Genomic DNA, 16,415 nt, shown 5'->3' on the forward strand with positions numbered 1-16,415 from the left:
TTTTTGTATTGAACATCATACAATATCATGAGAAATACCTATTTAGTATTATTTATCTATTTAATGATCCCAATGTTTTCTTTAGCGGAAAACACCTATACTACCCAACAAAGGGAAGATAGTCTTTTATCCCTATTAAAGTCCTCGCCAACCGTAGATGAACAGATCGAGTTATATAAAGATTTAGCGACAATGTACAGGCAAACGCCCAAGGAGATTGTTTACCTAAACAAAATGGCGGATGTGGCAAGCTCCACTTTGAAAGGTCATGCTTCTTTATATTACGCATGGGCCAACTTATCCCGCCATTATTACAATATACAAAACAGGGATAGCCTGATTTACTGGTCGCATAAGATAGATTCATTGGCCGCGGCCAAGAATGAGGTTCCAGACGCATTATTCGATGCACGAGGATTCATTTGCCAAATGGATCTATGGGACGGCAATTATGAGTTAGCAATGAACGGGGCGATCAGCCTATACAACTATGCCCGTGATACAAAAAGTGAATATGGATTGATTTGTTGCAATGAGAACCTAGGTTTAATCTATCAAGAGATACATCGGGATAGTGATGCGATAGTAGCTTATCGGGAAGGTCTCGATTTATTACAGAAACGAGGTGACAATCCGAAATTCGAGATGCAATACATGGGAAACCTCATCGAATCTTATCTTCGAACCGACCATTTCACCGAAGCCAAGGAATTATTAACTCGTTACGATGAAATGATCCAAGATAGAGAAAGAGAGAATGAAGAGCAAGGAACCGCTTTCCCCGTGGATCGTTGCCGTGCGTTAATGTATGTTTTTTATGCGGATATGTATGTCCTTCAAGACAAGCCCAAGGAGACATTGGACGCCTTGTTGAAAGCGACACCGATCGTAGAGAAAACCGGAGATGATTATACGGAATTCTGCTACAACTTCGTTTTCGCCAAGTATTACTATTTAATAGGTATGTATGAAAGGGCGCTGAATATCATAGATAAAAATAAATTAACAGAAGAAGATATACGAACCTCGGAGCTGAAAGTCGAGATACTCGAAGCATTGGGACGTTATAAAGAAGCGCTCGCATTTAGTAGAGAAGTTGTAGAACATACCAAGATGTTGCATGACGAGGCCTTCAACCGGCAGATCAATCAGCTCCGGACATTACATGATCTAAACAATCAAGAGATGCAGGCATATGAACTACAGCTACGTGAACAACAACTGCATACCCAAAGGTTGTTAATGATTATTCTACTCGTAGTATCGATCGTGCTTTTAGTGATGCTATACATCGTATACAAGTCCTATCGCTCCGCACGCCGCTACCAACGAGAACTTATGAAAGACAAGGAAGCCTTAGTAGAGTCCGAGCGTCAACTTCGTACAGCCAAAGAGATAGCGGAACACGCCAACCAGATGAAAAGCACGTTTATCGCCAATATCAGCCATGAGATCCGTACGCCGCTTAACGCGATTGTCGGCTTTTCGGAATTAATATCCGATGAATCTATTTCCGCTGGCGAAAAGAAAGAGTTTTTCTCCATTATCAACAATAACTCTTATTTATTACTTAATCTGATAAATGACATTCTTGACCTTTCTCGCCTAGAATCCGGGAATATGAAGTTCATTATAGAGAAGACAAGCTTATCGGATTGTTGCCGGAACGCTTTGGCAAGTGTAGAGCACCGGGTCTTTCCGGGTGTTCAATTGACCTATACACCTTCTGAAGACCCCTTACATATCCAGACAGATTCGATACGTCTCCAACAATTATTGATAAACTTATTGACCAATGCCTGCAAGTTCACGAAAGAAGGAGAGATCAACCTATCTTATCAAATAGATGAGGACAAGCAGCATGTACGTATCACCGTAACCGATACCGGATGTGGAATACCGGAGGATAAGCAGAAAGTCATATTCGAGCGTTTCGAAAAGGTAGATGAATACGCGCAGGGTACAGGCTTAGGGTTATCCATCAGCCAAACAATTATCGAGCATTTAGGTGGCTCCATTCAATTAGACCCGACGTATAAGCATGGAGCCCGGTTCATCGTACTCCATCCCTACAACCCTCTTGATAATCCATCATGACGTAAACCACGTCTTGAAATCCGGCACTCTCGCCTTGCTAACCAATATACGCTCCAAGGTCGGTACGATCAAATTGACCGCAAGGCGTCCGTTAAACCAGAGATCGATATCTTGCACCGCCTTTCTGGATATCAAGTACTGACGATTGATCCGGAAGAACAAGGCAGGATCAAGGCTATCGGCTAACTCATCCAAGGTTTGCGTGAAAAGGTATTCCTTCCCGTCCGTCATCACCGCCTTTACATTTCCGTCCGCTATATAGAAAAATAAGATCATATCCACGGAAACAGGTAGCAGCTTATCCCCTTTCACAGGGATCAAGAAATGCGTTTTATATCCTTCCACCCGCTTCAAGGCTTGCATGACAGCGGAATAATCGATCGCTTCTTTCTCCACAGCCGTCGATTGTAACCGTGACAACTTATCCAAAGCTTTCCGTATATCATCCGCGTCGATCGGTTTCAACAGATAATCTACGCTATTCACTTTAAACGCTTTCAGCGCATATTCATCATAGGCTGTCGTGAAAATGATCGGGCAAGAGATATCTACATGACCGAAGATCTCAAAGGCCGAACCATCCGCCAAATGGATATCCAGAAAGATAAGTTCCGGCATTGGATGCGATTGAAACCATTCAACACTATCCGTAATACTATCTAGGACATCGATCACCTCGATATCCGGATCAACCTCTCCCAGCAATGCCATCAAATTACGGACAGCCGCTTTCTCGTCTTCTATTATCAAAGCTTTCATACCAAAGGGATTGTTACGCTGAATATACTAGCATCTTCTTTTATGGAAATATCTTTCTTATACAAGAGGTTATAACGTTTACTCAGGTTCACCAAGCCAATACCGGTGCCTCCGCTATGTGTCAATTTCGGTTGGATAGGATTGCTAACCGTCAAGGAATCATGGCCAGAACGAACGGATATGGTCAATGAATGACGGTTGCTGATCTCGTTATGCTTCACGGCGTTCTCGATCAAAAGCTGCACCGACATAGGAGGCAGTTGCTTAGACTCGTGCTCTTTCCCTAAGTCTATATCGAAGACTAGATTATCCTCATAGCGCATTTTCAAAAGGAAGATATAAGCGTTCACGAAATCCATCTCCTCCCGTAAAGTAACACTACGGCACTCATTCTCTTGCAAGGTATAACGTAAGACACGGGATAACTCCTGCAAATATTCTTGTGCCTTCCCGGGAGTCTCCCGGATCAAGGAACGGAGCGTATTTAAGGAATTAAATAACATATGAGGATTAAGCTGACTCTTCAACGCCTCATATTGGTTCAATAGATTCTCCGCCCGCAATTGCTGGTTCTCGACCTGTACTTGCTGGCTTTGACGAATCAGGTAAATCATATAGCAACTCCCCGTAACGACACACGACATGATAAAATCCCTCAACGGATGCAGATAATGATGTACCAAGGCGTCGATCGCCGGAATATCAAACTGATGGTGCAAGAACACGAAACCTTTTCCTAATAAATTATTCACGCACCAAGTCATTACGAACGAGAGAAGGACCTTCTGCCAAGAGATACGCGCTTTCTGCCGATTGAAACCAAAGACATACGTGTTCATCGCAAATAGCAGCAAGAGGGACACGAAGGTGAAAAAGACCTCATTCGCTACATCCAATACCGACATATCCGGGAAAAGAGCGTTCTGCCCGGTAACGTCAAACAACGACACCAATTCCGGGAAATGGATCAAGAAGGCCACCATGATCGATATGATGACCAACGAGAACACATATTTATTCTTTATATTCATTTTCTTCATGAAGGCAAAGATAGTCATTTCTTCTCTACCCGTGCGGAAACATACATACCGGGACGAAAACGGGGATTCGTCTCTTTCACCCGAGCGTACATTTCCAAGGAACGGCTCGTCTCGTCCACCTCCTGTCCGATCGAGATCAAGACCGCATGGAAGGTCTCCTTCCCCATTCCATTCACCCGGAACTGTACTTGGTTCCCAATGGATAAGTCCGCTAAATCCTTCTCATAAGCGGTCAGGCAAAGGAGAGTCTCGCCTTTATCGATCACATCACAGATCGGTTCGCCCGCGTTCACGTATTTACCGAGATTAATGGACAGCCCGGCGACATAACCGCTCAGTGGCGCTTTTACCTCCAAATAAGGTTGGATACCGTCTTCCAGAAGATCGCCGGCGGAGACACCTAGGATAGCAAGTTGCGCAGCGGCGGCATCTTGACGGCTCTTCATGGAAAGATAATCCGCCTTGCTTTGCTGGAAACGTTTTTGCGAGGCCGCTTCTTGCTCGCTCAAACGCTGTTGCCTTTTATACTCAGCCTCTAAGTATTCCGTTTGGGCATGGGCATCCAAATAGGTCTGTTGCAACGTGATAAAATCCGGATTCTCCAAGCTGACGACCACGGAGCCCTTCTTCACATAATCGCCCGGAAGCAGCGTAGTAGCATGAACCGTGCCTCCCATCGTCAACGTAACCGTAGCCTGCCGCTGCGGGGGAACTACCATGATCCCGTTGAAAGAGGAGTGATTCGGAAGGGCCGTTGCCGAGGAAATCCCATCCACCTCTACGCTATCCACGGATGGTTCGGACGGTACGCTTTCCGCTACTTGAGTAATAGCGAGCCGGGCAGTTATGTCTTGCGAATCGCCCTGTCCTTTCTCCGCGTTGTTTGTCATACTGCATGCGGCCAATGCCATAAGAGCCGCAGGAATCCATATCTTTTTCATCTTATACTATTTTTCTGGTTATCTACTATACAACTCCAACTCAAGCGCCGATATATTATAGGCATATACGGCCTCAATATATCCCCGCCGGATCTCCCGGGCGGCGTTCAGGCTTTGAACAAACTGCGTGATATCTGTCTCGCTCTCTTTGAACTGTACCGTCGCGCTCTTCAACAAAGCATCCGCTTCCGGTAAAGCGCCGGTCGTATAATAGCGGATATGCTCTCCTTCCTTACGAAGCGCGACGCTCAACTCCTCCACCTTATTGTTCAATTGACGGATGTTACTCTCCGCTTCCGTGCGGGCGATATAGGAATCGATCTTCGCTTGCCTTACCCGGCTATGCTGCGGGAAGAACAATACCGGGAACGAGATCCCGACCATCCAAGAGTCCAGACCGCTCAACGGGGCTATTTTCTGACGCACATATCCTACCGATAGTTCCGGGAAGAAACGGCTTCGTTCGATACGAAGCATGGCTTTCTTCTCATCGGCCACGCTCCGGAAGTAATTCAGATGGATATCGGACGGAGCGATCTCGGCTACGCGAGCGGGGAATAAAACCAATGTCGTATCCATAGGCAGCAATGGGGAATCCGAATAACAAGTCCATGAGAAACGACGGGCAGCCAATTGCAACTCCTCCTCCGCCTGCGACAAACGGGTTTGCAGATCGGCGACCAAGGTAGATGACATATTCCGCTCCAATAGCGTGATATCCCCTTGCTCATAACGCAACTGACTTGCCTTTCGCAAACGTCCGGCCCACTCGATCTGCTCTTTATACAAGGCACATAGATGAAAGGCATATTGATAATAAGCCCATGCCCGTTTTACCTCGGCCGTAATCTCCTTCTTCACCAAGTCCCGGTAATATTCTCCCGTGGCGACTTGACGGTTCACCAAGGCGTTCTTATAAAATGGGGTCAATAGAGAGCCTAAGGATTGCGTGATCTCCATCTGATTGTCGTTTCGTGTCTCACCGTTGATCTGTCCCCATGAATAATTAAAGGTGGTCGGTGACACCTCCCAGCTCTCTCCCCGTGAAGCACGACTACGTTCAATGGATGCCGTGGCAGTCTTCAGGCGAGGATGATTCTCCAAGGCGATCGTCACGGCTTCTTCCAACGACACCGTCTGTTGGGCATGCGTGGGGAATAAGATACCTAAAAAAAGAAGAAACGGCAATAGGCGCTTCAACCAGCGTTGGCGCTTCCAAGCGGCCGAGCTATTTACCAACCGATAAAATACCGGGATAATAATCAACGTCAAGATCGTGGAGACAATCAAGCCTCCGATCACGACCGTCGCTAACGGACGTTGCACCTCCGCGCCCGCGGACTTCGCTATCGCCATCGGCACGAATCCTAGAGAAGCTACCAAGCCGGTCAAGAATACGGGGCGAAGTAGATGCGGACATCCTTTCGCGAGGATACGATTCGTTGTCATTTGATATTTAGTTTGTTTCCGTAAGTTATTAAAATGATTAATCATTAATATACCATTCAAGACCGCTACGCCAAACAAGGCGATAAAGCCGACCCCCGCCGATATACTGAAAGGCAACCCTCGTAACCAAAGGGCCAGAATACCCCCTATCAAGGATAACGGGACGGTAGAAAATACCACCAGCGAGTAGGTAACACTCTTAAAGGCAAAGAACAACAGCAATAAGATCAATGACAAGGCGACCGGTATCACGATCGTAAGCGTATCGATCGCATTCCGCAAGTTCTCGAACTGGCCGCCATACTCAAAGTAGTATCCCGGTTCCAGCTTGATATGCTTGTCAAGGGTTTCTTGGATAGTACGCACGACTTTCTGGATATCAGCGTCACGGACATTCACCCCGATCACGATACGGCGTTTCGTGGCATCCCGGTTAATCTGTAGAGGCCCGTTGACCAGCTCGATCGTAGCGACCTCGCTAACCGGGATCTGGATTCCCTCGGCAGTCCGTACAAAGAGCTTATCCAAATTCAGATCCGCCACTTTATCATTATCCAGACGAAGCACCAAGTCGAAACGTCGCTCATTCTCGAAAACGACACCCGCCGCCTCTCCCGCATAAGCCGTACGGATGATCGTGTTCAACTCCTCTATATTCATCCCGTAACGGGCGATCTTGGCACGGTCGTAGTGTACGACCAATTGCGGCAGCCCCATCGCCTGCTCCACGATCACATCGGCGGCTCCCGGTACTTGCTCCACGAAAAGAGAAGCTTCCTTCGCCTTCTTATAAAGCTCCGCCATATCCTCTCCATATAGCTTGATCGCGATATCCGCCTTGGCCCCCGTCATCAATTCATTGAAGCGAAGCTGGATCGGCTGGCTGAAGTTAAACTCCGCCCCCGTAATCGGTTCCAAGGAAGCCTTCATCTTCTCCACCATCTCCGCACGGCTGGAGGCCGAGGTCCATTCCTTGAAAGGTTTCATCACGATCATGATATCCGCATCTTCCACCGCCATCGGGTCGGTCGGAACCTCGGCCGTTCCGATCTTGGCTACCACGTGTTTGATCTCCGGGAAACTCTTCATCAAGGTCTCTTCCGCTTGCTTCGATAGCTCGATACTATGCGTCAGGGAACTACCGGCGGGAAGCGTCATCTGCATGGCGAAATCCCCCTCATCCAGCGTAGGGATAAACTCCGCCCCTAACCTCGTGAATAAGAAAAGGGACACAGCCAGAGCCGCGAAAGAACAAGCGATCGTTCCCCAGATATGACGCAGACAGAAATGAAGCGTACGCCTGTAAACCCCGTTTAATTTCCCGAAAAAACGATCGGCGAATGTAGGCTTCGAAGAGATCGTACGCTTTAGGAACAGGGAGGCCATCATCGGCACGTAGGTGAGCGAAAGGATCAAAGCTCCGATAATACAAAATACCAAGGTCTTCGCCATGGGGGTAAAATACTTGCCCTCTATCCCGGTCAGCGTAAGTAGCGGGAAGAAGACGATCAAAATGATCAATACGGCAAAGGTAGCGCTCCGGGCGACATGACCGGCTCCGGCCTCGACCTCCCGGTCCATCTCCTCGGCAGAGAGCGTACGCCCCATCAACCGCCTCGAATAGATATGCGCCAACATCCCCTCCAATATAACGATCGATCCATCGACCACGATACCGAAATCGATGGCCCCCAAACTCATCAAATTGGCGGAGACCCCGAAAACACGCATCAAGATAAAAGCGAAAAGCATCGCCAACGGGATCACGGAAGCCACGATCAAGCCGGCCCGCACATTCCCCAAGAAGATGATCAATACGATAAAGACGATCAACGCTCCCTCTATCAAGTTACGGATCACGGTGGATATATTTCGGTCTACCAATTCGGAACGATTCAAATAAGGTTCTACACGAACACCTTCCGGCAACATTTTCTGTACCCTTTCGACCCGTGCCTCCAGTTCCTTGGTCACGACATTGGCGTTCGCACCCTTCAACATCATGGCGATACCGCCCACGCACTCTCCCTCGCCATCCTTTGTCATGGCTCCAAAACGCTTGGCGGAACCAAAGCGAACCGAGCCGACATCGCTTATATGAATCGGTATCCCTCCACGGTTCGTGATCACGATGCGCTCGATGTCCTTTATCTTGCCGATCATTCCCTCGCTACGGATGTAGTAAGCCTTATTGATTTTCTCGATATAACTGCCGCCCGTATTCTGGTTATTCCGGTTGAGCGCCTCGAACACCTCGCCGATCGTAATATTCAAGGAATAAAGGGCATCCGGATCTACCGCCACCTCATACTGTTTCAGATAGCCGCCAAAGCTATTGATCTCCACGATACCCGGTATACCGCTCAGTTGCCGTTTCACGATCCAATCCTGAATGGTACGGAGTTCCATGGCGTCGTATTTCTCCTCATAACCGGGCTCCACGCTCAATACATATTGATAAATCTCGCCTAAGCCGGTCGTGATAGGCATCAGCTCCGGCGTACCCAGTTCCGTGGGGATTTCTCCCGCCACGGTCTGTATCTGCTCGTTTATAAGTTGGCGGGCATCCAAGGTAGGCACGCTTTCCTTAAACACGACCGTTACCAATGACAGGCCAAAGCGGGAAACGGAGCGGATCTCTTCCACGTTCATGATATTACTCATCGCTATCTCGATAGGCATGGTGATCAATTGCTCTACCTCTTGCGGGGCCAAGGTTGGCGATACCGTCACGATTTGCACTTGATTGTTCGTTATATCCGGTACGGCATCTATCGGTAAAGTCATCATGGCATAGATTCCCCCCAGAAGCAGAAACAAGGTTGTCAACCCAACGAATAGTTTCTTCTGAATAGAAAAATGGACAATCGCTTTAAACATCACTTCATTTATTTAATATAATAGTTACAAAAATAAAAGGTAAGCGTTTGTCTGCCCCGTATAAAATAATGAAGTGACCGAAATCAAGGTTGAAGTATCGGTATGAGGAGTTGGAGCATATCAATAGAAAAAGGCTTCACATGCCCTCTATGACACATGAAGCCCCTTTTGTTATCCTATATAAATAATAAGAATCGTTGCCGTTAAAAGCGGATCAGCACTTAATGCTCAACTGTCGCAACACCTCACGGATCTTCTCATACGTGACGATACGTGTAGGAACCAAAGGCAAACGAAGCTTATTCTCGATAAAGCCCATCATATTCAGCATACTCTTCGCTCCGGCAGGATTTCCATCCACGAACAACAGGCTGAACAGCTCCGTGAAGCTGTGATGGATCGTACGTGCGCTATCATAATCACCCGCCAAGGCCAGACGTACCATACGGCTAAACTCACGAGGGAAGGCGTTACCGATCACGGAGATCACTCCCACCGCACCTAATGTCATTAAAGGGAAAGTAATACCATCGTCACCGGAGATCACGTTGAAACGGGCCGGCTTGTTCTTGATGATATCATCCATCTGGGTGATATTGCCGGAAGCCTCTTTCACGGCGATCACGTTATCGAACTCACGGGCGATGCGAAGCGTAGTCTCGGCCGTCATGTTCACGCCCGTACGCCCCGGTACGTTATAGAGTACGATCGGTAAATGAGTAGCGTTGGCGATCGCCTTGTAATGCTGGTAAATCCCTTCTTGGGAAGGCTTATTATAATAAGGTACGACCGAGAGGATAGCGTCGATACCCTCAAAATTATCTGTCTTCAACTTCTCGACAACCGACCGTGTACAATTACCTCCCACGCCTAATACGATAGGGATACGGCCCCGTACACGAGTCACTACCAAGCTTATAATGTTTTTCTTTTCTTCTTCCGTAAGTGTAGGGGTTTCCGCTGTAGTACCCAGCACTACCAAATAATCCGTACCGTTCTGCACCTGATAATCCACCAGCTTGCCTAACGCCTCGTAATCTACACTCTCATCTTCCTTGAATGGCGTGATCAACGCCACACCCATTCCTTTTAAATTTATGTCTGCCATGGGGAAAATATTCCTTTTTGTTATTTAGCACTGCAAAAATAAGGAAATTATATCATTTAGCACGGATGGAACGCAAATAAAATAATATCTGTCCGAATAAATACTGAATATCGTCCTTATCTGTTACAGTCAAGCCTAAGTCGTACCATTCTTGGCCCGGATACTTAATCCCGACCTTGAAGGCGGATGGATGCCGGAGAGCGATGTATTGCAAGGCATAACAACCCGGCCGGGTGATATCGATCAAGATATCCGCCTTGAGAGCGCCCACCTTTTCCAAGACACTATCTGAAGGGAATCCCCACGCGTTGAGATCGCTCTTTGAATGTACAGGAATATTGGAATCGTCGAAAGGAATATCCGCTCCTCCGGACGGCACATACACACACGTCTTGATATCCTTCTTCGCCTTGCGCAAAGGCTCCAAGGCCCTCATGACGTCCTCGTGATCCTCTATATTATACAAGACCAAAAGCGAACGTGCCTCATCCAAGGAAAGGGAACGATGCGGACGCCCCCCAGCGTCCGACACTAAAGCCTGTATCTTCTTCTTGATAAAATAATTCGTAAACATTTATTCCAGCATATTTAAGAACGTATCCTCGTTGATAATCTTCACACCCAGCTTCGCCGCTTTCTCCAGCTTGGCCGGTCCCATATTCTCGCCGGCAAGGATATAATCGGTCTTCCCTGAGACGGAGCCGCTATTCTTGCCGCCATGTTGCTCAATCATCGCCTTATACTCGTCACGTGAATGCTTGGAAAATGTCCCGCTGATCACGATCGTCAATCCTTTCAACTTCTCGGAACGGTTCGCCAATTGCTCCTCGGAAACCGCCATCCGCAAGCCCTGTTCCTTTAATCGGTTCACCAACGTACGGTTCTTCTCGTCCGAGAAATAACTCAATACACTCTGGGCGATCCGCTCGCCGATCTCGTCCACGGCTACCAAATCCTCTAAGGACGCCTGCTCCAATGCCTCGATCGAATGGAAAGCCGAGACCAAGCGTTTAGCGACCGTCTCTCCCACGAAACGAATCCCCAGACCGAACAAGACTCTCTCAAAAGGAACTTGCTTGGATTCCTCCAGACTCGACATCAGATTCTGGGCGCTCTTCTCCGCCCACCGTTCCAGACGCAATAAATCGGCAACCGTCAACGTATATAAGTCCGCCGAGTCTTTTACATAACCGGCGTTGTACAAATCCTCCACCGTTTCCGGGCCTATATTGATATTCATCGCCTTCCGGGTCACGAAATGCTCTATACGCCCCTTGATCTGAGGAGGACAGCCCGACTCGTTCGGACAGTAATGCGCCGCCTCTCCCTCCGGACGCACCAAAGGAGTCCCGCACTCCGGACACACACGGATAAAGCGGACCTTATCCCCCATCAGCATCGAACGAGCCTCCACGTTCACTCCCACGATCTTCGGGATGATCTCCCCGCCTTTCTCCACATACACTTGGTCGCCGATATGCAAGTCAAGCCCCTCGATAATATCGGCGTTATGCAAGGAAGCCCGCTTCACCACCGTCCCCGCCAACAATACGGGCTCGAGGTTCGCCACCGGAGTAACCGTCCCCGTCCGTCCCACTTGGAAAGAGACCGAGTTCAAGCGAGTCTCGGCACGCTCCGCCTGAAACTTATAAGCGATCGCCCAGCGAGGGCTTTTCGACGTAAAACCTAAGTTCCTCTGCTGACGAAGCGAGTTTACCTTCAACACGATCCCATCCGTCGCCACGGGCAGGTTCTTACGTTCCACATCCCAATAAGCGATATAATCGAATATATCCTGTAGGCTCTGGCATTTACGGATCACGTCCGGAATCTTAAAACCCCATGCGCGAGCCGCCTGCAAATTCTCATAATGCCCTTCGGCCGGCAGGTTCTCACCCAATAAATAATAGAAATAAGCATCCAGCTTACGGGAGGCCACGATAGCCGGGTTCTGCTGTTTCAACGTACCGGAAGCGGCGTTGCGAGGATTGGCGAACAAGGGTTCCTCCTGCTCCTCCCGCTCCTTATTCAAGCGATCGAACTCCGCCCAAGGCAGCAATACCTCGCCACGGATCTCGAACTCCTCCGGAAAATCAGAACCCCGGAGTCTTAATGGAACCGAACGGATGGTCTTGATATTCGCCGTCACGTCATCACCACGAGTACCGTCGCCACGGGTCACGGCACGCGTCAAGCGTCCTTTCTCATAGGTCAAAGAGATAGAAGTGCCATCATATTTAAGCTCCGCCACAATCTCGAAAGGCTCATTCAAGGAGCGGACCGTACGATCATAAAAATCTCGGATCTCATCCTCGGAGTACGTATTACCCAACGAAAGCATCGGATATTTATGTACCACTTGCTCAAACTCTTTCGAGAGGTCGCTCCCCACTCGCCGAGTCGGGGAATCTGGATCGGCGAACTCGGGATGCGCCGCCTCCAGTTCCTGCAACTCTTTCATCATCTTATCAAACTCAAAGTCTGATATTGTCGGTGCCGAAAGCACATAATAATTATAATTATGCCGCTCCAGCTCATCACGCAGGGCTTTTATCTTTGCTTCGACCATATTAGTATATTAATTCTACGTTGTCTATCCAAAACGTATTTCCCGGAGAGCCGATATAGGCCCCTCCGTGGCTGGAGGTGAACTGCAACACCATATGCGTAGGTGCCTCGCCCGGCTCCGCCCAGCCTACCTCTTGGATAGGAACGCTTTTTCCTTTACTATTTAACGTATAACGTTCCTCTACTTGTATACGCATATACGGTTTATATTCGGGCTTGGATGTTATATTTCCATAAAGGATCGGGTAAGTAGCGTCATTTACCCAATCAGGGGTAGATTCCGTATAGCGTTGCACCATCGTACCGACCCGCTTGGAATAAACATTCCCTTCCGCATCTTCCCATCGTTTCTGCAACAACAAGATCACCGCCAAGGAATCCTGCCCGGCCACCGTACTCTTACGGCTGAACCCCGTACTACGTACCCGATTCTTCTCGGGAGCGGCTTTCACCTTATAATCAAACCGCAACGCTTTCGGCTTCTTGGAGAAAGGCACTCCTGATTGTAACATCGCTTGGGGGTTCTTTGTTCCCTTGATCGGCTCATGCACCGTACCCAAGAAAACGGAGCCGGCGGCGATCACCTCGATATCCACCAAACCGAAAACCTTCACGCTCTCATAACGGGTCTCCATGCGGGCGCACATCCCATCCCCCCGTTTCTCCGGGAAAACAGACGTATTGGTTTTCACCACTCCCGCCACTTTCGCCATCACGTTGGAAGTAGCCCACGGAGAACCGCCCATATTACGAAACGCCGTATTACCGACAATCGTATCCGAGGGCCCCAGCTCATAAAGCCATTTCGTATTTCCCCCGATAATGCCAGACTCATGAATCTCACGGACAATCCAATTATCCATGTCTCCATAAGCGAAGGGCACCACATTCTCCGATGTCACCCCATCCCCGTCCGCGAGAACCACGGACAAAGGCATACAAGCGATTGCCAAAAATAACGCTTTCTTTCTTAAACTCAAACCCATCCCTCTATCAATTTAATACCTATCTAACCCTTTATTTATAAGCTATAGCCCCATTCCTTCAAGGCCATGCCCCAATTTTCCTCTACGAGCCGGACCGTACGATCCTCGTACTTGTATTGGTTCTTCTTGTAGCCCTTCTTCTTGCCCAGATACTTCTCTATATCCGCCTTAGACTCCTTAAAGCCGGGTAAGTTTAATGACCCGTAGATATTTTCCGTCATGCCGAAAGCGTCTTTCTCGAAATCCTCGAACTTCACTTCCACCAGATTGCCTTCCGGTATCAGGTGCTTCTCTTCCTCGTACTTATAGAAAAGACGGCGATATACCTCGATGAAGTTCGCCTCGATCTGCTCGTTCGTGATATCCTGCAAACGCAATGGCTGGATCGTATTCGTAAAGAAACTGCGGGTACTCTCGAATACCGTATACGGATTTCGCTTCAAGTAGATGAACTTAGCGTTCGGGAACATCTCCAGCAAAGTCTTCACACGCCCCGTATGCGGTGGGTTCTTGCTCAAATACTGCGTACCGTTCGTATTCCAGAGGGAAACCTTAACCAGACGCATGAAAGTATCCATGAAGATCCGCCGCTCCTCCTCCGTGATATCGTTAAACAATAAGTAACGATCGCAATACTCCATCCAGCGTTTCGGGAAGAACCAGAAATTATAATATGTATAAGGCATCATGTTCGACAAGGCGAACTCCTCCTCTTGCGGAAGATCCACCTTCAACTCCATATTATCGGTCGGACGCTTATCCGGCATCAAGAAAGCCATGTTCTTCTTGAAGAAAGGCTGCCCCCAGAGCATCAGGTGCGGGAATACCGTCTGGTACGTCGTGGTATAACCGAAATGCTTATCGCAGGCGAAGATGTTATGTACAAAGGTCGTACCACTCCGCCAATGCCCCAAGATAAACAAGGGGTCCATCTCCAGCGGCTTATCGGCCAATTTCTTGAACCGGCTATCCTCGATCGGCTTCAAGGCGCTCAACAGGCGGCAAACACCGGTCGTAAGGCGATACTTACCCTTAAAGCCCTTGTCTATCTGCTGCCGGGCCGTCACCTTCCTGAACGTATCCCAATCCGCCCCGACCAACGTATTGATCGGTAGCTTATCAAACTCCAACAATCCCATATCCTATCGTTTTTCCGTTATACATTTCACAGATACGCCCTGCCGGCCCAACTCCTCACAAACCTTACGGATCGCCTCATAATGCTCCTCTCCGATTCCCATCTCCGGGAGGTTCAAGGTAGCCAAAGCGTCTTCCGTCACCATATCTTTAGCGTCCACACGGTCGATGATCATACCCACGGCGGACGTATTATTCGTAATCGGATCGATCAAGATAAACGAGCCGGTCTGCTTATTCCTCCTATACGGATCGAAGAACAACTCCTTGCCGGTAGTAAATACCACACGGCCGATCTCGTTCAGCTCCAGATGATCCACGGAAGACTGCTCCATCGTGTTCACGTTCACCTTATAGCGGATACTATCCACACGGGCACGTGTCGTATGAGTGGTCTGCTTGATGTAGAACTGCTTGTTCACGTCCATGGCTTCCTCATCCATCCACACCAGCATGGCCTCGAAATTACGGTCGCGGATCGGCAAGTTATCCGGGTGCACCAGCATCTCCCCACGGGAGATATCGATCTCGTCCTCCAAGGTGATCGTAATACATTGAGGCGGGAAAGCCTGCTCCAACTCACCCTCGTAGGTGACGATGCTCTTTACCTTCGAGGTCTTCCCGGAAGGCAACGCCATCACCGTATCTCCCTTACGCACGATACCGCTAGCCACCTTGCCGCTAAACCCACGGAAATCCAGATTCGGGCGCAACACGTATTGCACCGGATAACGGAAGTCCTCGTAGTTACGATCCAAGTCGATAGGCACGTTCTCCAGATAATCCAATAAAGACGTACCCTCGTACCAAGGCGTACGATCACTCTTCTCCACCACGTTATCGCCATCCAAGGCCGATAAGGGGATATACGTGATATCCGGGATATCCAGCGGCTCCACGAAACGTTTATAATCCGCCACGATCCGGTCGAACGTATCCTTGTCGAAGTCCACCAAGTCCATCTTATTCACGGCCAGTACCACATGTTTGATCCCCAGCAAAGATACCAGATAGGTGTGACGGCAGGTTTGCGTGATCACGCCCGTGCGGGCATCCACCAAGATGATCGCCAGATTCGCCGTGGAACCACCCGTGATCATATTCCGGGTGTACTGCTCGTGCCCCGGGGTGTCGGCGATGATGAACTTACGGTTGTTCGTGCTGAAATAGCGGTAAGCCACATCGATCGTGATACCTTGCTCACGCTCGGCCTTCAAGCCATCCAGCAACAAAGCGTAGTCGATATGCTCGCCGGCGTTGCCCATACGCTTGCTGTCACGCTCCAAGGCATCCAACTGATCCTCGTATATTTTCTTACTATCAAACAGCAATCGGCCTATCAAGGTCGATTTGCCATCATCCACCGAGCCGGCGGTCAAGAATCTCAGCAGGTCCTTCTGCTCGTCCTTATCTAGGAATTCCTTTATATTTAATTTTGTATCTGCCATGT

11 protein-coding genes are annotated in these 16,415 nt (G+C 48.8%); 1 reads left to right on the forward strand and 10 read right to left on the reverse strand.

The window, feature by feature from the left end; translation table 11 throughout:
• The first annotated feature begins 27 nt into the window (after positions 1 to 27).
• The gene (locus NBH07_RS03055; protein WP_009017291.1) at positions 28 to 2,097 is read left to right on the forward strand and encodes an ATP-binding protein; all 2,070 of its coding nucleotides are present in this window, start codon (positions 28 to 30) and stop codon (positions 2,095 to 2,097) included.
• On the opposite strand, the gene NBH07_RS03060 is transcribed toward NBH07_RS03055, so the two are convergent.
• The 10 genes from NBH07_RS03060 to cysN form a co-directional block, all read right to left on the reverse strand.
• Positions 2,092 to 2,856, reverse strand: a complete 765-nt coding sequence (locus tag NBH07_RS03060; RefSeq protein ID WP_009017290.1) for a LytR/AlgR family response regulator transcription factor — start codon at positions 2,854 to 2,856, stop codon at positions 2,092 to 2,094. The two genes, NBH07_RS03055 and NBH07_RS03060, sit on opposite strands and share 6 nt — an antisense overlap.
• On the reverse strand, positions 2,853 to 3,914 hold the full coding sequence (locus tag NBH07_RS03065) for a sensor histidine kinase (RefSeq protein WP_009017289.1): 1,062 nt from the start codon (positions 3,912 to 3,914) through the stop codon (positions 2,853 to 2,855). The genes NBH07_RS03060 and NBH07_RS03065 overlap by 4 nt, the downstream gene beginning before the upstream one ends.
• A complete protein-coding gene (locus tag NBH07_RS03070) occupies positions 3,911 to 4,837 on the reverse strand; it encodes an efflux RND transporter periplasmic adaptor subunit (protein ID WP_009017288.1) in 927 nt (308 codons plus the stop codon). The genes NBH07_RS03065 and NBH07_RS03070 overlap by 4 nt, the downstream gene beginning before the upstream one ends.
• An 18-nt stretch (positions 4,838 to 4,855) precedes the next feature.
• Positions 4,856 to 9,166, reverse strand: coding sequence for a CusA/CzcA family heavy metal efflux RND transporter (locus tag NBH07_RS03075; RefSeq protein WP_009275092.1), 4,311 nt, complete (start codon positions 9,164 to 9,166; stop codon positions 4,856 to 4,858).
• Positions 9,167 to 9,380: 214 nt separating this feature from the next.
• Positions 9,381 to 10,274: a 4-hydroxy-tetrahydrodipicolinate synthase gene (gene dapA / locus NBH07_RS03080; RefSeq protein ID WP_005857419.1), complete on the reverse strand. Its 894-nt coding sequence runs from the start codon at positions 10,272 to 10,274 to the stop codon at positions 9,381 to 9,383.
• 52 nt (positions 10,275 to 10,326) lie between these two features.
• The gene (locus NBH07_RS03085; RefSeq protein WP_005857421.1) at positions 10,327 to 10,848 is read right to left on the reverse strand and encodes a DUF6913 domain-containing protein; all 522 of its coding nucleotides are present in this window, start codon (positions 10,846 to 10,848) and stop codon (positions 10,327 to 10,329) included.
• Positions 10,849 to 12,843 carry an NAD-dependent DNA ligase LigA gene (ligA, locus tag NBH07_RS03090; RefSeq protein WP_009017286.1) on the reverse strand — a complete coding sequence of 665 codons (1,995 nt, stop codon included), beginning with the start codon at positions 12,841 to 12,843 and terminating at the stop codon, positions 10,849 to 10,851.
• A 1-nt stretch (position 12,844) separates the two neighbouring features.
• Positions 12,845 to 13,828 carry a PCMD domain-containing protein gene (locus tag NBH07_RS03095; protein ID WP_008772341.1) on the reverse strand — a complete coding sequence of 328 codons (984 nt, stop codon included), beginning with the start codon at positions 13,826 to 13,828 and terminating at the stop codon, positions 12,845 to 12,847.
• A gap of 35 nt (positions 13,829 to 13,863) precedes the next feature.
• Entirely contained in the window at positions 13,864 to 14,967 is a 1,104-nt protein-coding gene (locus tag NBH07_RS03100) for a cholesterol-responsive sulfotransferase (protein WP_009017285.1), read from the reverse strand.
• Positions 14,968 to 14,970: 3 nt separating this feature from the next.
• Positions 14,971 to 16,413, reverse strand: a complete 1,443-nt coding sequence (cysN, locus tag NBH07_RS03105) for a sulfate adenylyltransferase subunit CysN (protein ID WP_005857430.1) — start codon at positions 16,411 to 16,413, stop codon at positions 14,971 to 14,973.
• Positions 16,414 to 16,415: the final 2 nt, after the last annotated feature.

This window comes from Parabacteroides sp. B2-S-102, from assembly GCF_023656665.1.
Lineage (GTDB): Bacteria > Bacteroidota > Bacteroidia > Bacteroidales > Tannerellaceae > Parabacteroides > Parabacteroides distasonis.